This is a genomic window from Neobacillus sp. S1115 (assembly GCF_055385565.1).
In genome coordinates this window covers 4,576,528-4,598,234 of the sequence record NZ_AP038275.1, presented here as the reverse complement: position 1 = coordinate 4,598,234, position 21,707 = coordinate 4,576,528, and the positions used below count along the sequence as shown (strand labels likewise).

The following is a 21,707-nucleotide window of genomic DNA, read 5'->3' as shown; positions in this document are numbered from 1 at the left end:
AATCCTTGCATAAAAAAATTTTTTTCTAATTTAAATGGAAAATGTATGTCATTTCCTAGAGGTTTTTTCGTTTTTCTAGTAGAATACATTTAAGTACATACAGATTTATCATTTCTGCTATCGTGCTACTTTTGCATAGGTTGGTGTTCTAGCTAATGTCTGATACTCAAAAGAATGTTTATGGCGGTCAAGCCGTGGTTGAAGGAGTTATGTTCGGCGGTAAACATCATTATGTTACCGCAATAAGGAGAAAGGACCATTCGGTCGAATATTTCCATCTGCCACGTAAAACGAATCCTTATTTAACGAAAATTAAAAAAATTCCGTTTATTCGTGGAATCGTTGCTATAATAGAAGCAAGTGCCAATGGTTCTAAACATTTAAATTTTTCAACTGAAAGATTTGATTTAGACCCAAAGGAGGATGACACCTTAAAGGAAAAAGAAGTTTCTAAAATGACCATGTACCTGGGTGTGGCGGTAATCGGGGTTATTTCATTTTTATTTGGTAAATTTGCCTTCACGCTTATTCCTGTTTTCTTAGCGGAATTGACAAAGCCCATTTTTTCATCGGATTTTTCCCAGGTCATGATTGAAGGTTTCTTCAAGCTTATCCTTCTCCTTTCCTATATTTATTTTGTTTCCTTAACTCCGTTGATTAAAAGGGTGTTTCAATATCATGGTGCTGAGCATAAAGTAATAAATACCTACGAGTCCGGAGCTGAGCTGACAGTAGCTAACGTTCAGGCCCATTCAAGGCTTCATTACCGCTGTGGAAGTAGTTTTATCCTATTTACTGTCTTTGTCGGTGTTTTTGTATATTTGATGGTACCGACCTCGCCGCTGTGGTTGAGGATTGTTGACCGCCTTTTATTAATTCCGGTAGTGTTGGGGATTTCCTTCGAAATTCTCCAATTTACAAATAAACTAAGAGACGTTCCTGTCTTAAAATATCTAGGTCTGCCAGGTCTTTGGCTTCAGCTTCTTACAACCAAGGAGCCAAATGATGAACAGGTGGAAGTAGCCATACTCTCCTTTAAGGAATTATTAAGAAGAGAAGAGGAAACAGACAGATTCGTCAAACAAGAAGAAATTGTCTAAATCGTTGTTAGGAAGTGTTTAAAAGGATAAAAAAATGCTTATGATGCTCTTAGGGAGGTGGCTTTCTTGAAAAATCGGACATCCGCATATATTGTGGGGGTACTAATTATCCTTGCTTTACTTGGGCTTTATGGTTCTTTTACGGCTGACCCGGCTGCATTTTTGCAAAAAATAGCTGTCTTCGTTTTAATTGGTTTGGTCATATATTTTGTTGTTCGCAAGTTTTCAAATTCGAGCCCTCAGAAAAAAGAGCAGCGGGCATTTCTTAAAGCAGCAAGAAGGTCTAAAAAACGCTTGCAGCATCGAAGTGGAGAGACAAATGCAAAAGGTTCCACTTTAGGTACATTGACGACATTAAAGAAAGGCAAGGTCAAAAAGAAATCTCCTGCCCATCTTACCGTCATTGATGGAAAAAAAGGAAAAAAGAAAAATCGGGCGTCTTTTTAAACGCTCGATTTTTCTTTTTTCTAACTGCTTTATTAATAACTCCATTTAATCAAAAATTTCTTCGCCCGTTCTCTGCCTAAGTTTACAAGCTCCTGTTTCTTTGCCTCGGTTAAATGAAATTCAATGGTCATTATCCCTTCTGTAGGGATAAATATAATATTTTCTGCATGTTTTTTGGAAATATATCTGGAATCGTGAGCATCCTTCATGGTTTCAAACAATGCCCCGAAAAGCTCAATCGCGTTGTTTATTTTATGCTTTTCATGTTCGTATTCACTTGGACTTAATTTGATGCCGAGGACAGGTCTTGTTTTTTTAATATTCTCCTGGTCAAAAAGCCACATTGGAAAATTGCTTAATACCCCTCCGTCCACTAAAACATTAGTCCCGTCCTTTGTCCGTAATCTTACAGGTTCAAAGAAATATGGGATGCTGCAGCTCATGCGGATGGCCTTGGCAATTGGAAAAGAGCCCGGTGAAATTCCGTATTTCGGTAAATCATCAGGAATAACAACCATTTGTCCGGTAGAAAGGTCTGAAGCGATAATTCTTAACGTTTGAGGCGGTAAATCGGAAAATGTTCTCAGTCCTTTGGCCTCTAATTTTATCCTAAGCCACTTTTCCAATTCGTTCCCTTTGTAGAGCCCTAATCTCCAATAAAGTAAAAGCCATTTGGCGAGTTTAAAAGGTATGATGGTTTTGCGGGTATCAAGCAGTTTAGTTAGATCCACTTCGTCAATGAGCTGATAGATTTCTTTGCTTGTATAACCAGCGGCAATTAAAGCGGCTATTATGGAGCCAGCACTGGTTCCAGCGACTCTGACAAATTTAAAACCTCGTTCTTCAATTTCTTCACACGCCCCGATAAGCGCAAATCCCTTTATTCCTCCTCCGGAAAAAACTCCATCAATATTCATGGCAGCCACTCCCAATGATGTACTCATTGTTACATCTTTAAGCGGCTGTTTTACAAAATAGTACGGGAGACAAGATAAATATTTTAGTGGATAACCCCCTTTGGGCAGCTTGAAGGTTGTTCAAGAATTAGAAAAATTATGTCCACAAATTGGTCACCAGGCCCTTATTTTTCTTCATACCACCAACATATCGGTTTTTTATACTTTAGCTATCAAGAAGGTAAAGGAATTCGTTTAAAGGCTGGTGGCCGCTATGAATGTCAAACGGATCAGATTAAAGGTTTACGATATGACTTGTTCGTCCTGCGAAAAACGGGTAGAAAGAACCGTGAAAAAGCTAGATGGGGTAAAAAATGTTCAAGCAAGTTTCAGTGGTCAATTTGCTGATATTGAATTTGACGAAGACCAATGTACTTTAAGCTTGCTGAAAGACGCAATCCGACAGGCCGGATACAGTACGGAGGGTTCAAAGGGTTATAAATTTATCGGCATATTTATCATTGTTGCTGCTATTGTCCTCCTTGGCATCAATACCGGCAGTTTTAATATGGAGGAAAAACTTAACTCAGCCTCGTATGCCGTTTTGTTTGTCGTTGGGTTAATCACCTCGCTCCACTGTGTAGGGATGTGCGGTGGCATCATGCTCTCCCAGACAATTGGTAAAGAAAAAAATAATAGATGGGATGCCGTAAAGCCATCGCTTCTTTATAACCTAGGTAGGGTGACTGCTTACACCAGCATTGGCGGAGTTATTGGAGCAATCGGGTCGGTGTTTGACCTTTCGTTGGCAGCCAAAGCCGGACTTCAGATATTTGCAGGGGCATTTATGATGATTATGGGCTTTAATATGGCCGGATTCCGCGTCTTTAGAAAGCTGCATTTTAAATTGCCTGCTATCACTTGTAAGACGGTGAAAATGCCAAGAACGCCCTTTCTGGTTGGGTTTCTTAATGGCTTAATGCCCTGCGGACCGTTGCAGACGATGCAAATCTATGCGCTTGGTACGGGTAGTGCCTTAACCGGGGCATTGTCCATGTTTATGTTTTCCATTGGTACGGTCCCGCTGATGCTAAGCTTTGGAGCTCTTTCGGGACTGTTAAGCAACGGGTATACAAAGAAAATCCTTAAATTCAGTGGAATTCTCATTATTGTGCTCGGGCTGATTATGAGCAACAGGGGGCTGGCACTTGCCGGTGTGCAAACTGGTCCGCTGGACATCATGGCAAGCGTCGGCGGAACCAGCTCAAATTCGTCGGCGGATTCCACTGATGCGATTAAAGCAACCATCAAGGATGGCGTGCAGGTTCTAAATATGACGGCGGACGTATACGGCTACACCCCAAGAGTTTTATATGTAAAAAAAGGGATGCCTGTAAAGTGGGTCGTTGATGTCAAACAGCTGACCGGTTGCAATAATACGATTGTGGTGCCTGATATGAATGTGCAGCAAAAGCTGCAAAACGGTAAAAACGTTATTGAATTCACACCGGGAACTGGAGATATCCCATTTAGCTGCTGGATGGGAATGAAGCGGGGCATGATCAAGGTGGTTGATAATCTTGGGGAAATTTCTGCTTCAAGCAGCAATGCGGACGGAATCGATGCCTCGACTAAGTCAACTGCCGAAAGCTCTTCCGAGACAAATGCAAGCATATATGGAAATGATATTAGCAAGGTCCCAACTGAGCGTCTGGTAAGAAAGGCTGAGGTTACTAATAATCAACAATCCTTAGCTGTCAAAGGAATTGGCTACGAGTTTGAACCTTTAGTTATGGTGGTTAATAGAGGAATTAAGACGAAGCTGACAATCGATTTATCCCAATTTGATCAAGCTGCCGGGAGCTTTTTAATCCTCAATACGAAAACAAAGCAAATTGCGGCTGAATTTACCGGTAAGGAGGCGATTGCTGAAGTTGATTTCACACTGGACCGCACTGGATCTTATGGAATTTATCTTAATGAGGAGGAATTACTAGGGATTATTGAAGCTGTTGATGATGTAACGGCTGTTGACTTAGAAGCAGTTAGAAAGCAGTTTCTTAAATAAAAAAATGTTTGATTCCTATTGGAGCCGAACATTTTTCTTCCACATTGAATTTAATATTTTTACTTTATCAAGCTTAAAAACTTCACTAAATAGTAAGAATTAGCGTCTGATGGCTGTCTTTCTTTTTGTTAAAATAAATTTGTGATATCAAGCTGGAAGGGGTGACAACTTTTGAAAAGAATACCTTCGCTTTTTGTTCTTTGTTTTGCTATTGTCCTAATAGCAGCTGGGTGCGGATCCAATGTCAGTGATAAAAAATGGGCCCTTGATAAAAAGCACGAACCACTGCCTGACTATGTGTTAAATTCATCTGATCAAATTAAAGAAACCTATATTATGGCAGCTACATACCCAAAGGTACTGGCGCAGGTCCCATGCTATTGCGGCTGTTTTGCGCAGGATGGCCATGAGAGTAACCTCGATTGCTTCGTTGACCAATTCGGGTCTGGTAATGCTGTAAAAGAATGGGATTCGATGGGAATATCGTGAGACGTCTGTATAGATATCGCCCGGGAGGCGGTAGAGATGCATCTTGACGGTAAAAGCCCTAAGAAGATTTATGACCTAATTACGACGAAGTACGAAGATTTTGGGGAACCGACTCCTACACCTGAACCAAAATAAGGAGCAGCCCATGAAGAAAATTTTAATCGGAACCTATATTTTAATTACAATTGGCATTGTTTTTTGCATTGCCAATAGCGGCATTTTCAGCAGTGAAAATTCTAAGGCCATTGCGGCAGGTGAAAAAGTGTATGCAAAAAACTGTCTTGCCTGTCATGGCGAAACAGGAAAAGGTGAAGGAGCAAAGGACGGGACAGCAATCAATAATCAACATTTTTTAAGCTCCGTTTCTGATCAAGACCTTTACAATTATGTGAAATATGGGCGTGAAGGGACAAACATGCCCTCCTATGAAACTCGTTTGTCCGACAAGGATTTGAAGAATCTAGTTGCGTTTATGAGAGAGTGGCAGACTGAAGAACTGGAATTAAAAGCATCTGCAACTGTATTAGGAGACCCTGAACGAGGCAAGGAACAATATAAGCTTTATTGTCTCTCCTGCCACGGGGAAAATGGAGCAGGAAAAATCAAAATGGGAACAGCCCTTTCCAGTCCCCAATACTTGAAATATACAAGTGACAAACAAATTTGGATTGGGACAGCTTATGGGCGAGAAGAAACCCGGATGGGACCATCATTGAAAGGCCTAGAAGGCGCCCGACAACTCACCGAACAGGATATTTCTGACATAACCGCCTATATCCGATCACTAGAACCGAAATGACATAAAAAACAGCCTTGAATCTTTTAAAGGATTTAGGGCTGTTTTTTTATTTTGTAAAAAATATCCCCTTTTTACAAATGTGAACAATTTATGGTTATTTTTTGACGGAAAGGTAACGATTTTTGCCGGTTAACAAAATGTTCAATAGTCCATCAACAATAGGCAACCGAGAAAGATTATATTTATTTCAAAGAGGACTATAGTGAAAAAGTCACGGTTTTAACGAGCTTTTTGATTCAAGGAGGATAACTATGCGGAAAAAGAAATGGATGGCATTATTCGTTATTTTAGCATTTATGACAAGCCTGATCGTACCAAAGGCAAGCGCAGAGACAGTATTTCAGCCGGAAAAGTTTCCATATAAGAGTATGCAGGTTCAAGTCATGCCGGAGTTTGACTATCCGGAGGATTGGCCGTCGAGGGAGATTCCTTCCTTGCTGGTCGGAATGTACGGAACAATTACCAATAAAAGCGGGCAAGATTATGATGGGAAAATAGAAATTCCTGTTCCTGCAAAGGATAAAGGGTTTGAGGCCTTCCTAGTAGCCGAATTTCCAGAAAAAGATAAGCCGGAGGTTCAGCGGCCGTATGATGTTGACAAAGACAAGGGAGTGGTTGTCTGGAAACCGGGTAAGACCATTAAAAATAACGAAACCTATCAATTCGTAATTGAATACTATACGCAGTCTATTGATGTGAAAGACCAAAAAAGTTTTACATACGAATTTACAAACAGAGCTGAAACAGAACAGCTTGATGTTGTGTTTTACGCGCCGATGAATGCCAAGGATATTCAAGCTGAGCCAAAGGCGCAGGAGAATTCAAAAAATGAATATGGAGAAGACCTCTATTTTTATCAATATAAAAATGTAAAAGCCGGTGAAAATTTAAAATATTCCTTTTCTTACAAGAAACCGGGAACACAATCAACGATGGAAGCGATGAGCAAGGTTCAACCACCAAATGATGAAAACCATTCCGGCGTGAAAGGCAGCGCGACAGATCAAGTTTTAGATGGCAATGGTACTAAGGACACTGAAAAACAGCCTATTATCGGCATCGGCGGAGCGTCTATTATCGGAATCGCCCTGATTATTGCCGGAGCATTCGTCTACCTAGGAATGAAGGCAAATGTTCAAAGTGCGGCCAAAAAACAGAAACATACAAAACCCCAAGTTATGAAACAAGCTTCGAGCAAAAAGGAAAATAAGACAATGAATGTTGAAGCTAAAAAGGATCTTAGGAAAAAGCTGTTAACAGGCAAGATTGATCAAGAAACGTACGATGAGGAAATGAAAAAATTAATTTAATGAGGTGAGAAGAATGAAGAAAAATACGTTAGTTCTCCTCGGGGGATTTATCATTGCCGGTGCAATTGTTTTTCTCTTAATGGCTGCCACTCCAGGTTCGAGCGGAATTGAATTAACCTTAAAAGATCTCTTGACCACCCAAGATGAGCACAAAGATGATTTTGTAACCGTTGAAGGACTTTTAATCGAAGACTCTATTAAATGGAATCCTGACAAAATAGAGTTGAAATTTGATGTGAAAGACAACGAAGGACATATCATGCATGTCATTCATAATGGGCCAAAGCCAGACAATTTCTCTGAAGGGGTAATCACCATTCTCCAAGGCTCGCCGACCAAAAAAGATACTTTCGCTGCTGAAACAGTGAAAACGAGATGCCCTTCCAAATATGAAGGAAAAGACATGAAGAACTACGATCCGGAAACCCATAAGGACAAGCTGAATCAGCCACCGAAAGAAAAATAACAGGCAAACATAAGAAGGTGACGAAATGTATCTATTTGCTAATGCGGCCATTTATATTGGATTTGCGGTTGCAATCTATTCACTGTTAGTTATAACACTGGGAATCAGCACGAAAAATCAAAAGCTGATAAATAGTGGAAAAGGCGGAACTGTTGCATTGCTAGTTTGTACGTCAATGGCTATGCTGTCGATGTTCTACCTATTAGCTACTTCCCAATTCCAATTTGAATACGTAAAAGACTATACAAGCAGCGAACTACCGATTATTTATAAACTGACTGCCCTGTGGGCAGGTAATGCCGGCTCCTTGTTACTTTGGACATTCTTCTTAACTTTATACACCGTCATGATTGTGTTTTCAAGGAAGATGAAAGGGAACCCAATGGTTCCATACATTTCAGCGATCCTGATGGCCAATGCGGTTTTCTTTTTCTTTATCTTGGGATTTGTTGCAAAGCCATTTGTGTTACTTGATGAGATCCCGCTTGAAGGAAAAGGATTAAACCCAATGCTGCAAAATCCAGGGATGATTATCCACCCTGTCACACTTTACCTTGGTTATGTAGGTCTTGCCATCCCATTTGCATTTGCAATGGCGGCCTTAATCATGAAAAACGTCGATGATTTCTGGATTAAAATGACAAGACGCTGGACCATTATCGCGTGGTTATTCTTGAGTCTCGGAAATATCTTTGGCGGCCAATGGGCCTATGTAGAGTTAGGCTGGGGCGGCTACTGGGCCTGGGATCCGGTTGAGAATGCTTCGTTTATGCCGTGGTTGACAGCTACTGCCTTCCTGCATTCTGTGATGATTCAAGAGCGGAAGAACATGCTGAAGATCTGGAATATCTGCCTAATTATCGTTTCCTATGCCCTGACACTATTCGGCACATTCCTGGTTCGAAGCGGAGTATTGACATCAGTGCATGCCTTTGCGAATTCCAATTTGGGATTATACTTCTTAATCTTTATGGCTATTGCCGTAATTGGTGCATTGTATGTGCTAATGAGCCGCTATAATCTGCTAAAACGCAGTGCGGGAGAATTTCAATCCTTTGTCTCAAAGGAAAGCAGCTTTTTAGTTAATAACTTACTTCTTGTTGGTGCAGCCTTTGCTGTTTTTTGGGGAACGATTTTCCCGCTCGTTTCAGAAGCAGTTCGCGGCACAAAGGTAACGGTCGGCTTGCCATTCTTCAACAAAGTAGAAGCGCCGATTCTATTGTCCATGATGTTTGTGATGGCAGTTTGTCCGCTCTTGGCTTGGCAGCGTTCAAGCGTGAAAAATCTTCGGAAGAACTTTTTGATTCCTGCCATTCTTGCTGTTATCGCTATGGTTTTAATGGTGGTGCTGGGTATTCAGAAAGCGTGGGCCGTCATTGGCTACGGAGTTATTACTCTATTATTTATCACTCACTTTTTAGAGTTTTATAGAGGGGTTCAGGCAAGAAGAAAAATGACGAAGGAAAAACCGTTTACTGCCCTTTACCGCCTGATGATTCGAAACCGTCGCCGTTACGGGGGATATATTGTCCACCTTGGAATTGCCTTTATCACCATGGGGATTATTGGTTCACAAAACTATGATGTTGAAACAATGAAAACTGTACCATTAGGCGGTTCGCTTGAGATTAATAATTACCGTCTAAATTACGAGCGGCTTGATCAAAAACGGGAAGGAATAAACGATATTGTTTACGCTGATGTAACGGTATTTAAAAATGGAAAAAGATTAGGCACTTTCCAGCCCGAAAAAGTTTTCTATGGGAACTGGGAGCAGCCTTCTTCTGAAGTGGCGATTATCTCCTCAATGAAGGAAGACTTATATATTGTTTTAAGTGCCTGGGAGGATGATGGGAAAGCCACATTTGTGGTAAAGGTTAATCCGATGATGAACTGGTTATGGATGGGATCATTTATGATTGTCATTGGTGCACTTTTCGCCGTTTGGAACGGAAAATATGGAAATGTTACTCCGAGATACACCGGGGTACGCAAAGAGGTGGCATAGCATGAGAAATAAAATTTATCTGGGGCTCCTCCTTATTGCGTTTATCTTTCAAGGTTCAATCTTTCATGCCGAAGCAAAAGAATTTGACTATAAATCACCAGAATTTAAAGCCGTTGCGCAGCAGTTTGCCTGCACATGCGGGTGCGGACAGGACCATTATGAATGCGATCCTAATACTTGCCAATTAACAAAGGATTTTAAATCTGACCTGGTCGATATGATGAATAAGGGCTGGGATAAGGACAAGATTCGGGACTATTACGTGAATATTTATGGCGAAGAAATTTTAACAGCGCCTGAGAAAAACGGATTTAGCTTGACTGCCTGGGTACTGCCGTTTGTGGCATTAGGTACCGCTGGTGGTGGATTGTTCTTTGCTATTCGTAAATGGGTCAAACGAAAAGGGACGGAAGAACCAGTGATGGAAAATCAGACGGCTGAGGAAGAAGTGGAAGGCGAAATTCTCTCTTCCATAATTGATGAAGAACGTAAAAAGTATCTATAGGATGTGAACAAAATGCACGATATCTCCATCATTTCAATGATTTTTTCCGCTGCCTTGGCGTTAACTTGCTTGTTTCTAATTTTGTCACCGTTATTTAAGTGGGATACGTACTTACATCTCGGTTCGAAAAATCAAGACTTAGCCTCAACAAAGGAAGCCCTATTGACTACGTTAAACGAAATAGAGTTTGAGTACAAAATGGATAAGATTTCCCCTGCTGATTATAAAAATTTAAAAAGACAATATGAAATAGAAATAGCGAGCATTATGAAGGAAGAAGAAATAATCAGCGGCACCACAGATAAAGATTTAATGGCAGAAGTGGAAAAAGAAATTGAAGAACAAATGAAAAGTTACAAAAGCAAAAGGAGGGATGAAAAGTGATTCGTAAAATCACCGTTATCCTCCTGGGCCTGATGCTGTTTATTCCTGTAAAGGGTTTGGCAGCATCCGACGCCAATATTTTAATTGATATGCATTACCTCGTTGTCAGTCCGGCCGAAGACGGTTCAACAAATCTGATGAATATGGTCGATTACACCAATAAATCGGCAGAAGAGTATAAAGGCGATGACCAGAATGAAGCGGTACTAACTGTAACGCTGCCAGAAGGGGCCAAGGATTTAAATTTTCTAGATAACAAAATTGCGTTTAAACAGGTGGATAAAGGATTTATTACAACTACGTCGATTCCAGGCAACCAAACCATGGTGCTGCCATATAGCTATCGGATGCAAAAGGATAAAGAAATCAATCTTACGGTGGACTACCCGGTTCAGATGCTCCAAATTCTCGTACCAGAGGGCAGGGGAAGCATTGAGATAAAAGGGGCACAATCAACCAATCAGGGTCTGTTTAAATTTGATGATCAAAATTATTGGGGATACAGTATTGAAAATTTAAAAGCAGGTCAGTCCTTTAAGCTGGAGTATAACAAGGATATCCAGCCCAAAGCTGATAGTACCTCGCAAACACAGGAAACTGGGGGAACCGCTAAAAATACGTCCGTTACCCACACTGCACCGGCTTTCCATAATCCGGGCCACCTCAGGATGTGGGCGCAATCACCATTGCATCGTTTTAATCCGCATATTTTTCTGATTATTTTAGGGGCAATCGTTATCGCAGGATTATCCTATTATGCCTACTTTAGAAGAAAAGCGAGATTTGAAAGTGAGCGACTTGGTGCTGATAAGGAGGAAAAAGCCTTTAAGCTGTTAATGTCAAAGCAGAAAGCGATCATGGATAAGATTATCGAATTGGAAGAAACCTTCGGTGATGGAAAGCTGACTGAAGAGGAATATCATGCCAAGCTTGATGCTTACAAACAGCACTTGGTTCAGGTGAAATTAAATTTACGCAATTTTGTAGAATAGCAGCTGGAGTGGGAGGGATGCGCAAATGATAGAAATTAAAAAACTGACGAAGCAGGCTGACAACAAGCTGATCTTACGTGGTGTTGACCTCTCTATCCATAAAGGGGAAACTGTCGGGATTCTTGGTCCAAACGGGGCAGGAAAGAGCACGCTTCTAAAGGTGCTGGCCTCATTAATTAAACCAACATCAGGAATGATCAAGATCAATGGTTTGGACTTGAAGAAAGATTCGCTTGAAATAAAAAAAATATTAGGCTATCTGCCTCATTCCAGCTTGCTTTACGACCATTACTCCCCATTAGAAAACCTCGTCTTCTTCGGGAATATATATGGGGTTAAAAATGTAGAACAAAAAGCGGCCGAGCTTGTTAAAGAAGTGGGCTTATCCTTCTTTTTAAATGAACCGGTCAAAAATTTCTCGCGCGGCATGATCCAACGAATTGCCATTGCCAGAGCGATTATTCATGAACCTGAAGTATTGTTGCTGGATGAGCCGCATACCGGTCTGGACCAGGGCGCTATTGCCATTTTAAACAATGTGATTCTCTCCATGAAAGAGAAAGGAACGACAACCTTAATGGTCACCCATGATTTCAAGCAGGCAGCCGAAATCTGCGACCGCATTGTTATTGTCAAAAACGGCAAAATTGTCGATGACTTCAGAATTGAAAATTCAAGCTTGGGATATGTTTCACAAAAATATGAGCTGCAGGTGGAGGGTGTATCATGAATCTATTTCGCACAGCCTTCTTGCTTGCCCAAAAAGATTTATATTCAGAGTTAAAAACAAAACAAATTTTGGTCACGCAAATTATCTTTGCCGGACTCGTCATCGTTGTATTCAGTTTTGCCTTTGATCCGGCCAATAACACGACAAAGGCTGTAATCCCCGGGATTATTTGGGTCATTATTGTGTTTTCCGGTATTTTGGGTCTTAACCGGTCGTTCATTTCGGAGCAGCGGAACGATACGATGCAGGGGCTGCTTGTTTCACCGATGGAGGCTGCCAGTATTTACTTAGGCAAGTTCTTGGCAAACTTTGCGATGATATTAGTTGTTGAAATTGTTTCTGTTCCGTTTTTATTCTTATTATTTGATTTTAAATTTCTTGGCAGTTTTCCGTATTTTCTATTGGTGATTTTTTTAGGAAGCTTTGGCTTTATTGCCATCGGGACTTTTTTGGCAGCTCTTGCGGCGAATTCCAAAAGCAGTGAAATGCTGCTGCCGCTGTTGTTATTTCCAATTACCACCCCTATTTTAATCGGTGTGGTTCAGGCAACTAAAATCATTTTAACGAACATGGATCAGTTTTCGAGCGCTTTGGCGTGGATTCAGCTGGTTACAGCGTATGATGTGATTTTCTTTGTTGTTTGTTTCTTATTAATTGATTATGTGCTGGAGGTTTAAGTGATGAGTATGAATCTCGAACGGGAAAAAGCGGTCCTGCCCCCTTCGCAATTGACAGACACGAAAAGTGTTAACCTAGGAAAAGTATTGTTTGGCGCAACCATCATATCGATGTTTACGGCACTATATTTTATCTTTATTTTTGCAGATGAAGAAAAAACCATGAGGGCTGCGCAAAAAATTTTCTATTACCATGTAAGCTCAGCGTGGCTTGCCTTCTTGGCGTTTTTTGTAACATTCGTTTTCAGCATTTTATTTTTAATAAAGCGGAAAAGAATTTATGATACGTATGCCTATGTTTCCGCAGAAATTGGTGTTGTTTTCACGATTATCGTTCTGACAACAGGTCCAATCTGGGCAAGATCCGCTTGGAATACCTGGTGGGTATGGGAACCGCGCCTTATTACAACGCTCATTCTATTCTTTATTTACATTGCCTATATCATGATTCGGCAAATGGATGGGGTTTGGGATAAGAAAGCAAGACTCGCCGCAGTCTTCGGAATTATTGGCTTTGCCGACGTACCGATTGTCTTCTTTGCAATCCGCTGGTGGCAGACAAAGTTCCACCCAATTGTTTTTGGTGATGGACCTTCTCAAAAAGGCGGCGGAATTGAGGATACAATGCTTGTCGCCTTGCTGGTCACGATTACAGCTTTTACTATTCTTTATTCCTATCTACTTCATAAGGGTGTTTCTTTTGAAAAAATGAAAATAACAGTAGAACAATATAAGGAAAGATTAAGAGAGTCATTAGATAAATAGGAGGAACCAATCATGAATTATGAATATATGTTAGGTGCTTATTCTGTTGCTTGGGTTGTGATTTTTGCGTATATGCTCATTATTGGAAAACGGCATGACAAGCTGAAAAAGGAAATTGAGTTTTTAAAGCAGTTAGATAAATAGGAAGGAATAAGGCTGGGAGACAGCCCGTCAGGAGGAAGTGCGAATGAACCAGCGGGTGATTAAACCACTTGTGTTGATTCTTATTATCGCGATGTTCGGATTTTTTGGTTATAGCCTTGTCACAAAAGGCAAACATACCGATGTTGGCGATAAAGCCTTTAATTTTGAACTGCCTAATTATGATGGCGGAACGACAAAGCTTTCAGATTATAATGGTAAAGTCGTAATTTTAAACTACTTTGCAAGCTGGTGCAAGCCTTGTAAGGATGAGTTCCCGGAATTAGCAGCCTTTCAAAAGGATTATGGCGGCAAATATCCATTGCTTATGATAAACCGTGGCGAAACCATTGACCGAATTAAAAAGGTAACAAATGACAATAAAGAAGGAATGGTTTATTTATTCGACTATAATGCCAAAGTTTCCAAGCAATATAACGTAACTGGCCAGCCTGAGACTTTTGTCATTGATAAGCAAGGAATTATAAGAGAACACTACAATGGTCCGGTTACCGAAATGCAAATGTATAACTGGATCAAGAAATACGATAAATGATGCACGGGGACGGTTCTTCTGCTATTGAGCAGAAGAACTGTCCCCGTTTTTCGTTTCTATTAAATAGATGTAAAAAAATAGAGTGAAAGCAATTTTTAGAAGATTTGTCAGTCATAATGTGTCCAAGCAGGCATACATTTTAATTAATGAGAAGGGTAAATCAAGGAGGAAGCTTTCGTGGAAACCTTACTTAATTTTTTACCAAGAAAAATCGCCGACCTGATCAATCAAATCCCTCCTGTCCAAAAAAAGGAAATCGAAGAAATTCGGATTCGTATTAATCGGCCCATCGAATTAACGATGAGGGGAGCGCCAACCTTTCTATCGTATATTATTCAGCCTGAAGATGCCGTTCAGTTAATGAATAAAATTAGCCATTTTTCCATTTATACCTTGGAAGAGGAGCTTAAGCGCGGATATATCACTGTTTCAGGCGGCCATCGAATCGGTCTAGCCGGAAAAGTCATTCTGGAGAATGAAAGAGTAAAGGCGATAAGGGATATATCTTCGTTTAACATTCGAATTGCGAAAGAAAAGCTCGGCAGTGCCGAACCTATTATTCCCTACATCTGCAATGGAAACTGGATGAACACGATGATTATCGGGCCGCCGCAAACAGGAAAAACAACACTGCTGCGGGATGTTGCAAGGATTATCTCAACAGGTTACCGGAACATTGCTGCTTCCAAAGTAGGCATTGTCGATGAGCGGAGTGAAATAGCGGGATGTGTAAATGGAATCCCGCAATTAACCTTCGGGTACCGTGTGGATGTTCTTGATGCCTGCCCTAAAGCGGAGGGAATGATGATGATGATCCGCTCGATGAGCCCGGAAGTTCTGGTCGTAGATGAAATTGGCCGTAAAGAAGATGCCGAAGCAATCCAGGAAGCCGTTCATGCCGGCATCAAGCTGTTCATGACGACACATGGGACGAGCCTGGAAGAAATCAACAAAAGGCCTTCGTTAAAGGAAATACTCAGCCAAGGAATCTTTGAACGGTTTATAATCCTTAGCCGTAAGGCTGGTCCGGGGACGATCACGGAAATTTTGGATGGAAGCGGACAAAAATTGAACCAAAAAGCGAGCGTGACATAGATGGTTAAGCTGATTGGTGCCATTTTTATTGTTGTTGCCACTACCTTCACAGGCTTTGAGGCCGCAAGAAACCTTAGCGAGCGGCCGAAGCAGCTGCGAGCTTTGAAATTTGCCCTGCAATCCCTTGAGGCTGAAATCATGTATGGGCATACGCCTCTTCATGAAGCCGCAAGACGGCTGGCAGCCCAGATGGCTAAGCCTCTATCGACTTTTTTTGAGAGCTTTGCAGGGAAGTTGACCAATTCGGAGACAACTGTAAAAGAGGCTTGGGAATCGAGCCTAAAGGAAATATGGAAATCGACTGCATTAAAACAGGGCGAATATGAAATTATGAGGCAATTTGGCGAAACCCTTGGCCGACATGACCGCTTTTCCCAGCAGAAACACATCATGCTGACCCTTTCCCATCTGGAAAGAGAAGAAGCAGAGGCTGTCCAAGCACAAGCGAAGTACGAAAAAATGGTCAAGAGTCTTGGATTCTTATCAGGATTATTGTTGATAATTTTATTATTTTAGGGGGAAAAGCAATGGGTTTAGAAGTGGATATTATTTTCAAAATAGCAGGTGTCGGCATTGTGGTCGCCTTTTTGCATACAGTTCTTGATCAAGTTGGGAAAAAGGAATATGCGCAATGGGTAACCTTGTTTGGCTTTATTTATATTTTATTTCAAGTGGCATCCATCGTAGATGATCTGTTCCAAAAAATAAAATCGGTCTTTTTGTTCCAATAGAAAGGGGGGCTTTGCCATTGAAATTATTAAAATAGTTGGAATTGCCCTCGTCGCTACCTTTCTTGCCTTAATTATTAAGGAACAAAAACCGAACATTGCCTTCCTATTAATTGTCTTTGTTGGCTGCTCGATATTTCTTTTTCTGGTGGACAAGATCTACGAAATCATTCATATGCTCGAAAGACTGGCCATAAATGCAAAGGTGAATCTCGTTTATGTTGAGACGATTCTTAAAATAATCGGGATTGCCTATATCGCCGAATTTGCCGTTCAGATTACAAAGGATGCGGGCCAGGGGGCCGTCGCCTCAAAAATCGAATTAGCAGGAAAAGTCATTATACTCGCCATGGCTATACCAATTCTTACTGTATTAATCGAAACCATAATCAAACTAATTCCGAATTAATCGTTTTCGGGAAGAGGTGTTAGTAAAAGATGAAGCAGTGGCTGCAGATTATTCCAATTATCATTCTCTTAGTCTTTTTTTGCTATAGTCCAAGTGTCCAAGCCGCACAGGGGTCAGAGCCCACTCAAGCCAATACCAGCCCTCTTTCGCCGCAGGAGCTGGTGGATTCACAGCTAGAAAGCTTGGATTTAACAGAGCTTAAACAGTTTTGGGAAGATATTAGCAATAAATACGGCGGTTTTCTTCCGGAGAGTCAGAAGGGAAGCTTGTATGACTTTATCAAAGGCGAGAAAGAGTTTTCGTTCAAGCAGTGGGGTATGGGATTTCTAAAATTCCTTTTCCATGAGTTCCTGGCCAACGGCAAATTGCTCGGTTCATTAATCATGCTATCGATTTTCAGTATGTTTCTGCAAACGATGCAAAATGCCTTTGAAAAAAGCAATATCAGCAAAGTGGCCTATGCGATTGTGTATATGGTGCTCGTGATTATCGCTTTAAATAGTTTTCATATCGCCATTTCCTATACAAACGAAGCGATTGGAACAATGATCTCCTTCGTTCTCGCCTTGATTCCTTTGCTGCTCGCTTTGATGGCTGCATCGGGCGGACTGGTGTCGGCAGCGTTTTTTCACCCCGTTATCTTGTTCTTGATGAATATGAGTGGATTATTAATGCAATACGTAATCCTGCCGCTTTTGTTCCTGGCAGCTTTACTAAGCATTGTCAGCACGATGTCTGATCAATATAAGGTCACTCAATTGGCTGCGCTGTTAAGAAACTGGAGCATCGGTTTAATGGGACTGTTTTTAACCGTATTTCTAGGAGTAATTTCCGTCCAGGGAGCATCTACAGCGGTAACAGACGGAATTACGATACGGACTGCTAAATTTATTACCGGAAATTTCATCCCGGTTATTGGCAGGATGTTTACCGATGCGACTGATACGGTTGTCAGTGCCTCAGTGCTTTTAAAAAATTCAGTCGGGATTGCCGGAGTGGCCATTTTGCTGATTATAGTTGCCTTCCCTGCATTTAAAATTTTGATGATTTCATTTATCTATAAATTTGCTGCCGCCATCCTTCAGCCGTTAGGCGGAGGGCCCATTATCACTTGCCTTGATATTATCAGCAAAAGTGTCATCTATGTTTTCGCCGCATTAGGGATTGTCTCATTGATGTTTTTTCTAAGTATAACAGTCATAATCGCAGCCGGAAATTTGACGATGATGATGCGATAGGGATGGGTGAGCAAAATGGAATTTTTAAAAGAGTGGGTTACAAATATCATTCTATTTATCCTGCTGGCCACGGTGATTGATATGCTGCTGCCAAATTCAAGCATGCAGAAATATACGAAGATGGTGACGGGCCTTTTGTTAATTGCCATTATTCTAACTCCTCTCTTCAAGATTATTTCAAAGGATTTTGAGGGAGCTATTGCAGCTATTCCTTCTTATCAGGCTCCTGAAGAAAAAAATATGAAAAATTTAATAGATTCGAAGAAAAAAGAAATACAAGCCTCTCAGCATGCATATATTTTAAAAGAAATGGCTGTCCAGCTAAAAAAGGGTGTAGAGGGGGAGTTAATGGAGCAGTATGGATTGGAAATCGCACAAATTGATGTAGAAACAAATGCAGAAAGTGACCGAGCATTCCCTGAAAACCTCCAAAAGGTAATGGTTCTTCTGAAACAGCCAGAAACAGGCGAAAAGACAGTCGAAGCAGTTAAACCAGTAGTAATCAACACAGAAGCACCTCTTCCATCTAAAAAACGGGCAGAAGAAACAGAAAAAATTGCCGCATTTCTCTCTAAAAAATGGAACGTAACAGAAGAAACAGTTGATGTTTCGATTGAAGGGGGGATCCAGAAGAAAAATGGGTAATAATAAAGGGCCAATTTCATGGCTAAAAAAACTGCTTAGAATGGATGAGCAGGATGAAAAATCAGGTAAAAAGCCGGGGAAATTCCAGTATATGCTTCTTGTTCTGTGTATTGGAGCAAGCCTAATGCTTGTTGGAAATATCGTGTTAAAAAATGACACTGGCTCCACGGCCATTCCGGCAGCCACAACCGCAAAGACGGGTGGCGATGAGGATGTCGCCGCTTTTGGTTTGAATAAAAGCTCTGGCAATAAAACCATTGCTGAATATGAAGAAAAATATGAGGACCAATTAAAGAAAGCACTCCAGGAAATGCTGGGTGTCGATGATGTTACCGTGATTGTTAACATTGATTCTTCAGACAAGAAAATTTTCGAAAAGAATCGGTCAAACAAATCGCAAACAACCGAGGAATCGGATACTCAGGGCGGCCAGCGCAAGGTTCAGGATAATACCGTTGATGAGCAGCTGGTGATTATCCGAAATGGCGAAAAAGAAGTGCCGGTTGTCGTGGAAACCAAGAAGCCGGATATCCGCGGTGTCTTAGTCGTAGCGAAAGGTGCAGAAAATATTCAAGTGAAAAAATGGATAGTCGAAGCTGTTACACGGGTTTTAGGAGTTTCGAGCCATCGTGTATCAGTTGTTCCTAAAAAATAAAAGGGGGATTTTTAGAATGCTATTGAAAAAGCAAACAGTTTGGTTATTAACGATGTTGAGTCTGGTCGTGGTATTGTCGGTTTATTACATCACTTCTCCAGAGCAAAAGAGCACAGACCTTGCCTCTGTGGAGAAAAATGTGAAGAACGAGGTGGCAAATAAGGATACTAAAACGAAAACCGAAGCAAAGGATGGAAAAACAGTCGTTTCTACAGTTGCCGGTGATGCGGAATTTGAAGAGCTTCGCTTAAAGCTTGATGAACTGCGTGGCGAACAGAAGGAAGAATTAACAGCTACTATGGCTTCCACTGATCTTCCAGCAGAAGAGCGGATGAAAGCGAAGGATCAAATGCAAAAGCTGAATGACATTGCCCAAAAGGAAGAATTATTAGAAACGATGATTAAAACAATGGGCTATGAGGATGCATTGGTAAGAGCTGATGGTGAAAAGGTAAGAGTAACTGTTAAATCCAAGAAAAAGCCATCTGCTTCAGCTGCAAATAAAATAATCTTAGAAGTGAAAAAGGAGATCGGTGAAAGTAATTTTGTAGCCGTTACTTTCCAGCCGTCCAAATAAAGAGAGGTTAGGAAAGCGCTTTTGCGCTTTCCTGTTTTTGTGTTTTATAATTAAGAATATTGAACTCTTATTAAGTATTAAGGTATAGTATTAGTAGCAAGTAATAATTTTAAATTGAACAAGAGGGTGTTATTCAATGTTAAAGGTTCAAGAAATTCGCGAATTAATTAAACTTGTTGACCAATCCAGTATTGAAGAATTTGTATATGAAAACGAAGGCTCTAAAATTCAAATGAAAAAGAATAATGGTGTAACTGTTGTTCAGCCTGCTGTACAACCGGCAGCTGCGCTAGCTCCTGTGGCCGTTCAAGCAGCCCCAGTGCCGGCTCCGGCCCCGGAGGCACCTGTTCAAGCTGTTAAACAGGAAGCACCAAAGGCTGCAGCTGTTGAAACAGAGGATACGAATTTACATAAAATTACTTCACCAATGGTAGGAACATTCTATGCTTCCCCAAGTCCAGATGCAGAGGCTTATGTAAAAGCAGGTTCAAAAGTGACGAAGGATTCCATCGTTTGTATTGTAGAAGCGATGAAGCTATTTAATGAAATTGAGGCAGAAGTAACCGGAGAAATTGTCGAAGTGCTAGTTAAAGATGGCCAATTAGTCGAGTACGGACAGCCGTTATTTTTAGTAAAGCCAGAATAAGGAGCGTAACGGAATGATAAAAAAACTGTTAATTGCAAACAGAGGAGAAATTGCAGTTCGGATTATCCGCGCCTGCCGCGAAATGGGAATTGAATCGGTTGCGGTATTTTCTGAAGCGGACCGTGAAGCATTGCATGTTCAGCTGGCTGATGAAGCTTACTGTATTGGACCAACGTCATCAAAAGACAGTTACTTAAATGTTACCAATATTATAAGTGTCGCAAAATTAACAGGCTGTGATGCGATTCATCCTGGTTATGGATTTTTAGCAGAAAACGCCGATTTTGCAGAGCTTTGCCGCGAATGTAATATTACCTTTGTGGGCCCAAGTCCTGAAGCGATTACAAAGATGGGAACCAAGGACATCGCAAGAGAAACCATGCGGGAAGCAGGGGTTCCAATTGTTCCTGGATCGAAGGGGATCATTAATGATATTGACGAAGCTCTTGAGCTTGTCAAAAAAATCCAGTATCCGGTGATTATTAAAGCAACTGCCGGCGGTGGCGGTAAAGGAATCCGCGTAGCCAGAAACGAGCAGGAATTAATCAAAGGCATCAATATCACACAGCAGGAAGCGGCGACAGCCTTCGGAAATCCGGGCGTTTATATCGAAAAGTTCATTGAAGATTTCCGCCATGTCGAAATTCAGGTCCTTGGTGATAATTATGGGAATACCATTCATTTAGGTGAAAGGGATTGCTCGATTCAGCGCAGACTTCAAAAGCTTCTTGAGGAGACTCCTTCTCCTGCCCTTGATGGAGAGATTCGTGCGGAAATGGGAAATGCTGCTGTAAAAGCTGCAAAAGCGGTTGATTATTCAGGTGCTGGAACGGTAGAATTTATATATGACTACCGCAATCGGAAATTTTATTTCATGGAGATGAACACAAGGATTCAGGTAGAGCATCCTGTAACTGAAATGGTCACTGGAATTGACCTTATTAAAGAAATGATTCGCGTGGCAAATGGTGAAAAACTATCGTTAACCCAAGCGGATGTGACCTTCAATGGCTGGGCGATTGAGTGCCGGATCAATGCCGAAAATCCGGAGAAGAATTTTCTTCCTTCAGCTGGAAAGATTAATATGTACTTACCGCCTGGCGGGCTGGGAGTTCGGATTGATTCTGCTGCCTATCCGGGATACACCATTCCACCTTACTACGATTCCATGATTGCAAAGGTAATTGCATACGGCAGCACCAGGGAGGAAGCAATCGCAAGAATGAAACGTGCCTTAAGCGAATTTGTTGTGGAAGGAATTCACACAACGATTCCATTTCATTTAAAGCTTCTTGAGCACGAAAAATTCGTCGAAGGCCAGTTTAATACGAAATTCCTGGAGTTGTATGATGTGATGAAGTCAGTATAAATCTGGAGGGAT

The 21,707-nt window shown here is 41.1% G+C and carries 27 protein-coding genes; 26 read left to right on the top strand and 1 reads right to left on the bottom strand.

All coding sequences use genetic code 11. From position 1 onward, the window contains the following. The first annotated feature begins 155 nt into the window (after positions 1-155). Together ACZ5B7_RS22465 and ACZ5B7_RS22460 are read left to right on the top strand one after the other, a co-directional pair. Complete coding sequence (locus ACZ5B7_RS22465; protein WP_213144878.1) at positions 156-1,100, top strand: DUF1385 domain-containing protein; 945 nt, start codon at positions 156-158, stop codon at positions 1,098-1,100. 57 nt (positions 1,101-1,157) lie between these two features. Further along, a complete protein-coding gene (locus ACZ5B7_RS22460; protein ID WP_423799067.1) occupies positions 1,158-1,547 on the top strand; it encodes an SA1362 family protein in 390 nt (129 codons plus the stop codon). A gap of 32 nt (positions 1,548-1,579) precedes the next feature. Here ACZ5B7_RS22460 and ACZ5B7_RS22455 read toward each other — a convergent pair whose 3' ends face one another. Continuing rightward, entirely contained in the window at positions 1,580-2,464 is an 885-nt protein-coding gene (locus ACZ5B7_RS22455) for a patatin-like phospholipase family protein (protein WP_464494548.1), read from the bottom strand. 253 nt (positions 2,465-2,717) lie between these two features. Here ACZ5B7_RS22455 and ACZ5B7_RS22450 point away from each other — a divergent pair, with 253 nt between their 5' ends. The 24 genes from ACZ5B7_RS22450 (at position 2,718) to accC (ending at position 21,695) form a co-directional block, all read left to right on the top strand. Then, complete coding sequence (locus tag ACZ5B7_RS22450) at positions 2,718-4,511, top strand: urease accessory protein UreH domain-containing protein (RefSeq protein WP_464491051.1); 1,794 nt, start codon at positions 2,718-2,720, stop codon at positions 4,509-4,511. Positions 4,512-4,682: 171 nt separating this feature from the next. Further along, complete coding sequence (locus tag ACZ5B7_RS22445) at positions 4,683-5,135, top strand: PCYCGC motif-containing (lipo)protein (RefSeq protein WP_338088289.1); 453 nt, start codon at positions 4,683-4,685, stop codon at positions 5,133-5,135. A 10-nt stretch (positions 5,136-5,145) separates the two neighbouring features. Continuing rightward, positions 5,146-5,799, top strand: a complete 654-nt coding sequence (locus ACZ5B7_RS22440) for a c-type cytochrome (RefSeq protein WP_464491050.1) — start codon at positions 5,146-5,148, stop codon at positions 5,797-5,799. Positions 5,800-6,050: 251 nt separating this feature from the next. Beyond that, complete coding sequence (locus tag ACZ5B7_RS22435) at positions 6,051-7,109, top strand: hypothetical protein (protein ID WP_464491049.1); 1,059 nt, start codon at positions 6,051-6,053, stop codon at positions 7,107-7,109. A 13-nt stretch (positions 7,110-7,122) separates the two neighbouring features. Next, positions 7,123-7,575 carry a cytochrome c maturation protein CcmE gene (locus ACZ5B7_RS22430; RefSeq protein WP_464491048.1) on the top strand — a complete coding sequence of 151 codons (453 nt, stop codon included), beginning with the start codon at positions 7,123-7,125 and terminating at the stop codon, positions 7,573-7,575. A 25-nt stretch (positions 7,576-7,600) separates the two neighbouring features. Further along, positions 7,601-9,583: a heme lyase CcmF/NrfE family subunit gene (locus ACZ5B7_RS22425; protein WP_464491047.1), complete on the top strand. Its 1,983-nt coding sequence runs from the start codon at positions 7,601-7,603 to the stop codon at positions 9,581-9,583. A gap of 1 nt (position 9,584) precedes the next feature. After that, the gene (locus tag ACZ5B7_RS22420; RefSeq protein ID WP_423799058.1) at positions 9,585-10,088 is read left to right on the top strand and encodes a cytochrome c-type biogenesis protein; all 504 of its coding nucleotides are present in this window, start codon (positions 9,585-9,587) and stop codon (positions 10,086-10,088) included. Between the two features lie 12 nt (positions 10,089-10,100). Further along, positions 10,101-10,472, top strand: a complete 372-nt coding sequence (locus ACZ5B7_RS22415; protein ID WP_213144888.1) for a hypothetical protein — start codon at positions 10,101-10,103, stop codon at positions 10,470-10,472. After that, the gene (locus ACZ5B7_RS22410) at positions 10,469-11,464 is read left to right on the top strand and encodes a hypothetical protein (RefSeq protein ID WP_464491046.1); all 996 of its coding nucleotides are present in this window, start codon (positions 10,469-10,471) and stop codon (positions 11,462-11,464) included. The genes ACZ5B7_RS22415 and ACZ5B7_RS22410 overlap by 4 nt, the downstream gene beginning before the upstream one ends. Before the next feature lie 25 nt (positions 11,465-11,489). Beyond that, entirely contained in the window at positions 11,490-12,194 is a 705-nt protein-coding gene (locus tag ACZ5B7_RS22405) for an ABC transporter ATP-binding protein (protein ID WP_213120223.1), read from the top strand. Beyond that, a complete protein-coding gene (locus ACZ5B7_RS22400) occupies positions 12,191-12,871 on the top strand; it encodes a heme exporter protein CcmB (protein ID WP_423799056.1) in 681 nt (226 codons plus the stop codon). Before ACZ5B7_RS22405 ends, ACZ5B7_RS22400 begins: the two co-directional genes overlap by 4 nt. 3 nt (positions 12,872-12,874) lie before the next feature. Further along, the gene (locus ACZ5B7_RS22395; RefSeq protein ID WP_213144892.1) at positions 12,875-13,636 is read left to right on the top strand and encodes a cytochrome c biogenesis protein; all 762 of its coding nucleotides are present in this window, start codon (positions 12,875-12,877) and stop codon (positions 13,634-13,636) included. A gap of 12 nt (positions 13,637-13,648) precedes the next feature. After that, positions 13,649-13,780 carry a CcmD family protein gene (locus tag ACZ5B7_RS22390; protein ID WP_213144893.1) on the top strand — a complete coding sequence of 44 codons (132 nt, stop codon included), beginning with the start codon at positions 13,649-13,651 and terminating at the stop codon, positions 13,778-13,780. Positions 13,781-13,823: 43 nt separating this feature from the next. Next, entirely contained in the window at positions 13,824-14,333 is a 510-nt protein-coding gene (locus tag ACZ5B7_RS22385) for a TlpA family protein disulfide reductase (protein ID WP_464491045.1), read from the top strand. A gap of 177 nt (positions 14,334-14,510) precedes the next feature. After that, on the top strand, positions 14,511-15,428 hold the full coding sequence (gene spoIIIAA, locus ACZ5B7_RS22380; RefSeq protein WP_464491044.1) for a stage III sporulation protein AA: 918 nt from the start codon (positions 14,511-14,513) through the stop codon (positions 15,426-15,428). Continuing rightward, positions 15,429-15,944, top strand: coding sequence for a stage III sporulation protein SpoIIIAB (spoIIIAB, locus tag ACZ5B7_RS22375; RefSeq protein ID WP_213144896.1), 516 nt, complete (start codon positions 15,429-15,431; stop codon positions 15,942-15,944). An 11-nt stretch (positions 15,945-15,955) separates the two neighbouring features. After that, the gene (spoIIIAC, locus tag ACZ5B7_RS22370) at positions 15,956-16,159 is read left to right on the top strand and encodes a stage III sporulation protein AC (RefSeq protein ID WP_007084610.1); all 204 of its coding nucleotides are present in this window, start codon (positions 15,956-15,958) and stop codon (positions 16,157-16,159) included. A 25-nt stretch (positions 16,160-16,184) separates the two neighbouring features. Then, positions 16,185-16,565 carry a stage III sporulation protein AD gene (gene spoIIIAD, locus ACZ5B7_RS22365; RefSeq protein WP_241113860.1) on the top strand — a complete coding sequence of 127 codons (381 nt, stop codon included), beginning with the start codon at positions 16,185-16,187 and terminating at the stop codon, positions 16,563-16,565. A 29-nt stretch (positions 16,566-16,594) separates the two neighbouring features. Then, positions 16,595-17,803, top strand: a complete 1,209-nt coding sequence (gene spoIIIAE / locus ACZ5B7_RS22360; RefSeq protein ID WP_213144897.1) for a stage III sporulation protein AE — start codon at positions 16,595-16,597, stop codon at positions 17,801-17,803. A gap of 15 nt (positions 17,804-17,818) precedes the next feature. Then, positions 17,819-18,448, top strand: a complete 630-nt coding sequence (spoIIIAF, locus tag ACZ5B7_RS22355) for a stage III sporulation protein AF (protein ID WP_213144898.1) — start codon at positions 17,819-17,821, stop codon at positions 18,446-18,448. Beyond that, entirely contained in the window at positions 18,441-19,103 is a 663-nt protein-coding gene (gene spoIIIAG / locus ACZ5B7_RS22350; RefSeq protein ID WP_378584028.1) for a stage III sporulation protein AG, read from the top strand. The genes spoIIIAF and spoIIIAG overlap by 8 nt, the downstream gene beginning before the upstream one ends. 16 nt (positions 19,104-19,119) lie before the next feature. Further along, positions 19,120-19,680 (top strand): SpoIIIAH-like family protein, encoded by a 561-nt coding sequence (locus ACZ5B7_RS22345; RefSeq protein ID WP_213144900.1) that lies wholly within the window; start codon positions 19,120-19,122, stop codon positions 19,678-19,680. 136 nt (positions 19,681-19,816) lie between these two features. After that, positions 19,817-20,326, top strand: a complete 510-nt coding sequence (accB, locus tag ACZ5B7_RS22340; RefSeq protein ID WP_423799051.1) for an acetyl-CoA carboxylase biotin carboxyl carrier protein — start codon at positions 19,817-19,819, stop codon at positions 20,324-20,326. Positions 20,327-20,339: 13 nt separating this feature from the next. Continuing rightward, positions 20,340-21,695, top strand: coding sequence for an acetyl-CoA carboxylase biotin carboxylase subunit (accC, locus tag ACZ5B7_RS22335; RefSeq protein WP_213144902.1), 1,356 nt, complete (start codon positions 20,340-20,342; stop codon positions 21,693-21,695). The last annotated feature ends 12 nt before the right edge of the window (positions 21,696-21,707 follow it).

What these genes read in the sequence shown, in the direction of transcription:
- spoIIIAC (WP_007084610.1), top strand. Translation starts at nt 15,956, where the DNA reads ATGGGTTTAGAAGTGGATATTATTTTCAAAATAGCAGGTGTCGGCATT.
- accC (WP_213144902.1), top strand. Translation starts at nt 20,340, where the DNA reads ATGATAAAAAAACTGTTAATTGCAAACAGAGGAGAAATTGCAGTTCGG.
- ACZ5B7_RS22430 (WP_464491048.1), top strand. Translation starts at nt 7,123, where the DNA reads ATGAAGAAAAATACGTTAGTTCTCCTCGGGGGATTTATCATTGCCGGT.
- accB (WP_423799051.1), top strand. Translation starts at nt 19,817, where the DNA reads ATGTTAAAGGTTCAAGAAATTCGCGAATTAATTAAACTTGTTGACCAA.
- ACZ5B7_RS22455 (WP_464494548.1), bottom strand. Translation starts at nt 2,464, where the DNA reads ATGAATATTGATGGAGTTTTTTCCGGAGGAGGAATAAAGGGATTTGCG.
- ACZ5B7_RS22450 (WP_464491051.1), top strand. Translation starts at nt 2,718, where the DNA reads ATGAATGTCAAACGGATCAGATTAAAGGTTTACGATATGACTTGTTCG.
- spoIIIAF (WP_213144898.1), top strand. Translation starts at nt 17,819, where the DNA reads ATGGAATTTTTAAAAGAGTGGGTTACAAATATCATTCTATTTATCCTG.
- ACZ5B7_RS22435 (WP_464491049.1), top strand. Translation starts at nt 6,051, where the DNA reads ATGCGGAAAAAGAAATGGATGGCATTATTCGTTATTTTAGCATTTATG.
- ACZ5B7_RS22395 (WP_213144892.1), top strand. Translation starts at nt 12,875, where the DNA reads ATGAGTATGAATCTCGAACGGGAAAAAGCGGTCCTGCCCCCTTCGCAA.
- ACZ5B7_RS22405 (WP_213120223.1), top strand. Translation starts at nt 11,490, where the DNA reads ATGATAGAAATTAAAAAACTGACGAAGCAGGCTGACAACAAGCTGATC.
- spoIIIAG (WP_378584028.1), top strand. Translation starts at nt 18,441, where the DNA reads ATGGGTAATAATAAAGGGCCAATTTCATGGCTAAAAAAACTGCTTAGA.
- ACZ5B7_RS22420 (WP_423799058.1), top strand. Translation starts at nt 9,585, where the DNA reads ATGAGAAATAAAATTTATCTGGGGCTCCTCCTTATTGCGTTTATCTTT.
- ACZ5B7_RS22390 (WP_213144893.1), top strand. Translation starts at nt 13,649, where the DNA reads ATGAATTATGAATATATGTTAGGTGCTTATTCTGTTGCTTGGGTTGTG.
- ACZ5B7_RS22440 (WP_464491050.1), top strand. Translation starts at nt 5,146, where the DNA reads ATGAAGAAAATTTTAATCGGAACCTATATTTTAATTACAATTGGCATT.
- ACZ5B7_RS22465 (WP_213144878.1), top strand. Translation starts at nt 156, where the DNA reads ATGTCTGATACTCAAAAGAATGTTTATGGCGGTCAAGCCGTGGTTGAA.
- ACZ5B7_RS22385 (WP_464491045.1), top strand. Translation starts at nt 13,824, where the DNA reads ATGAACCAGCGGGTGATTAAACCACTTGTGTTGATTCTTATTATCGCG.
- ACZ5B7_RS22345 (WP_213144900.1), top strand. Translation starts at nt 19,120, where the DNA reads ATGCTATTGAAAAAGCAAACAGTTTGGTTATTAACGATGTTGAGTCTG.
- ACZ5B7_RS22425 (WP_464491047.1), top strand. Translation starts at nt 7,601, where the DNA reads ATGTATCTATTTGCTAATGCGGCCATTTATATTGGATTTGCGGTTGCA.
- spoIIIAE (WP_213144897.1), top strand. Translation starts at nt 16,595, where the DNA reads ATGAAGCAGTGGCTGCAGATTATTCCAATTATCATTCTCTTAGTCTTT.
- ACZ5B7_RS22415 (WP_213144888.1), top strand. Translation starts at nt 10,101, where the DNA reads ATGCACGATATCTCCATCATTTCAATGATTTTTTCCGCTGCCTTGGCG.
- spoIIIAB (WP_213144896.1), top strand. Translation starts at nt 15,429, where the DNA reads ATGGTTAAGCTGATTGGTGCCATTTTTATTGTTGTTGCCACTACCTTC.
- ACZ5B7_RS22400 (WP_423799056.1), top strand. Translation starts at nt 12,191, where the DNA reads ATGAATCTATTTCGCACAGCCTTCTTGCTTGCCCAAAAAGATTTATAT.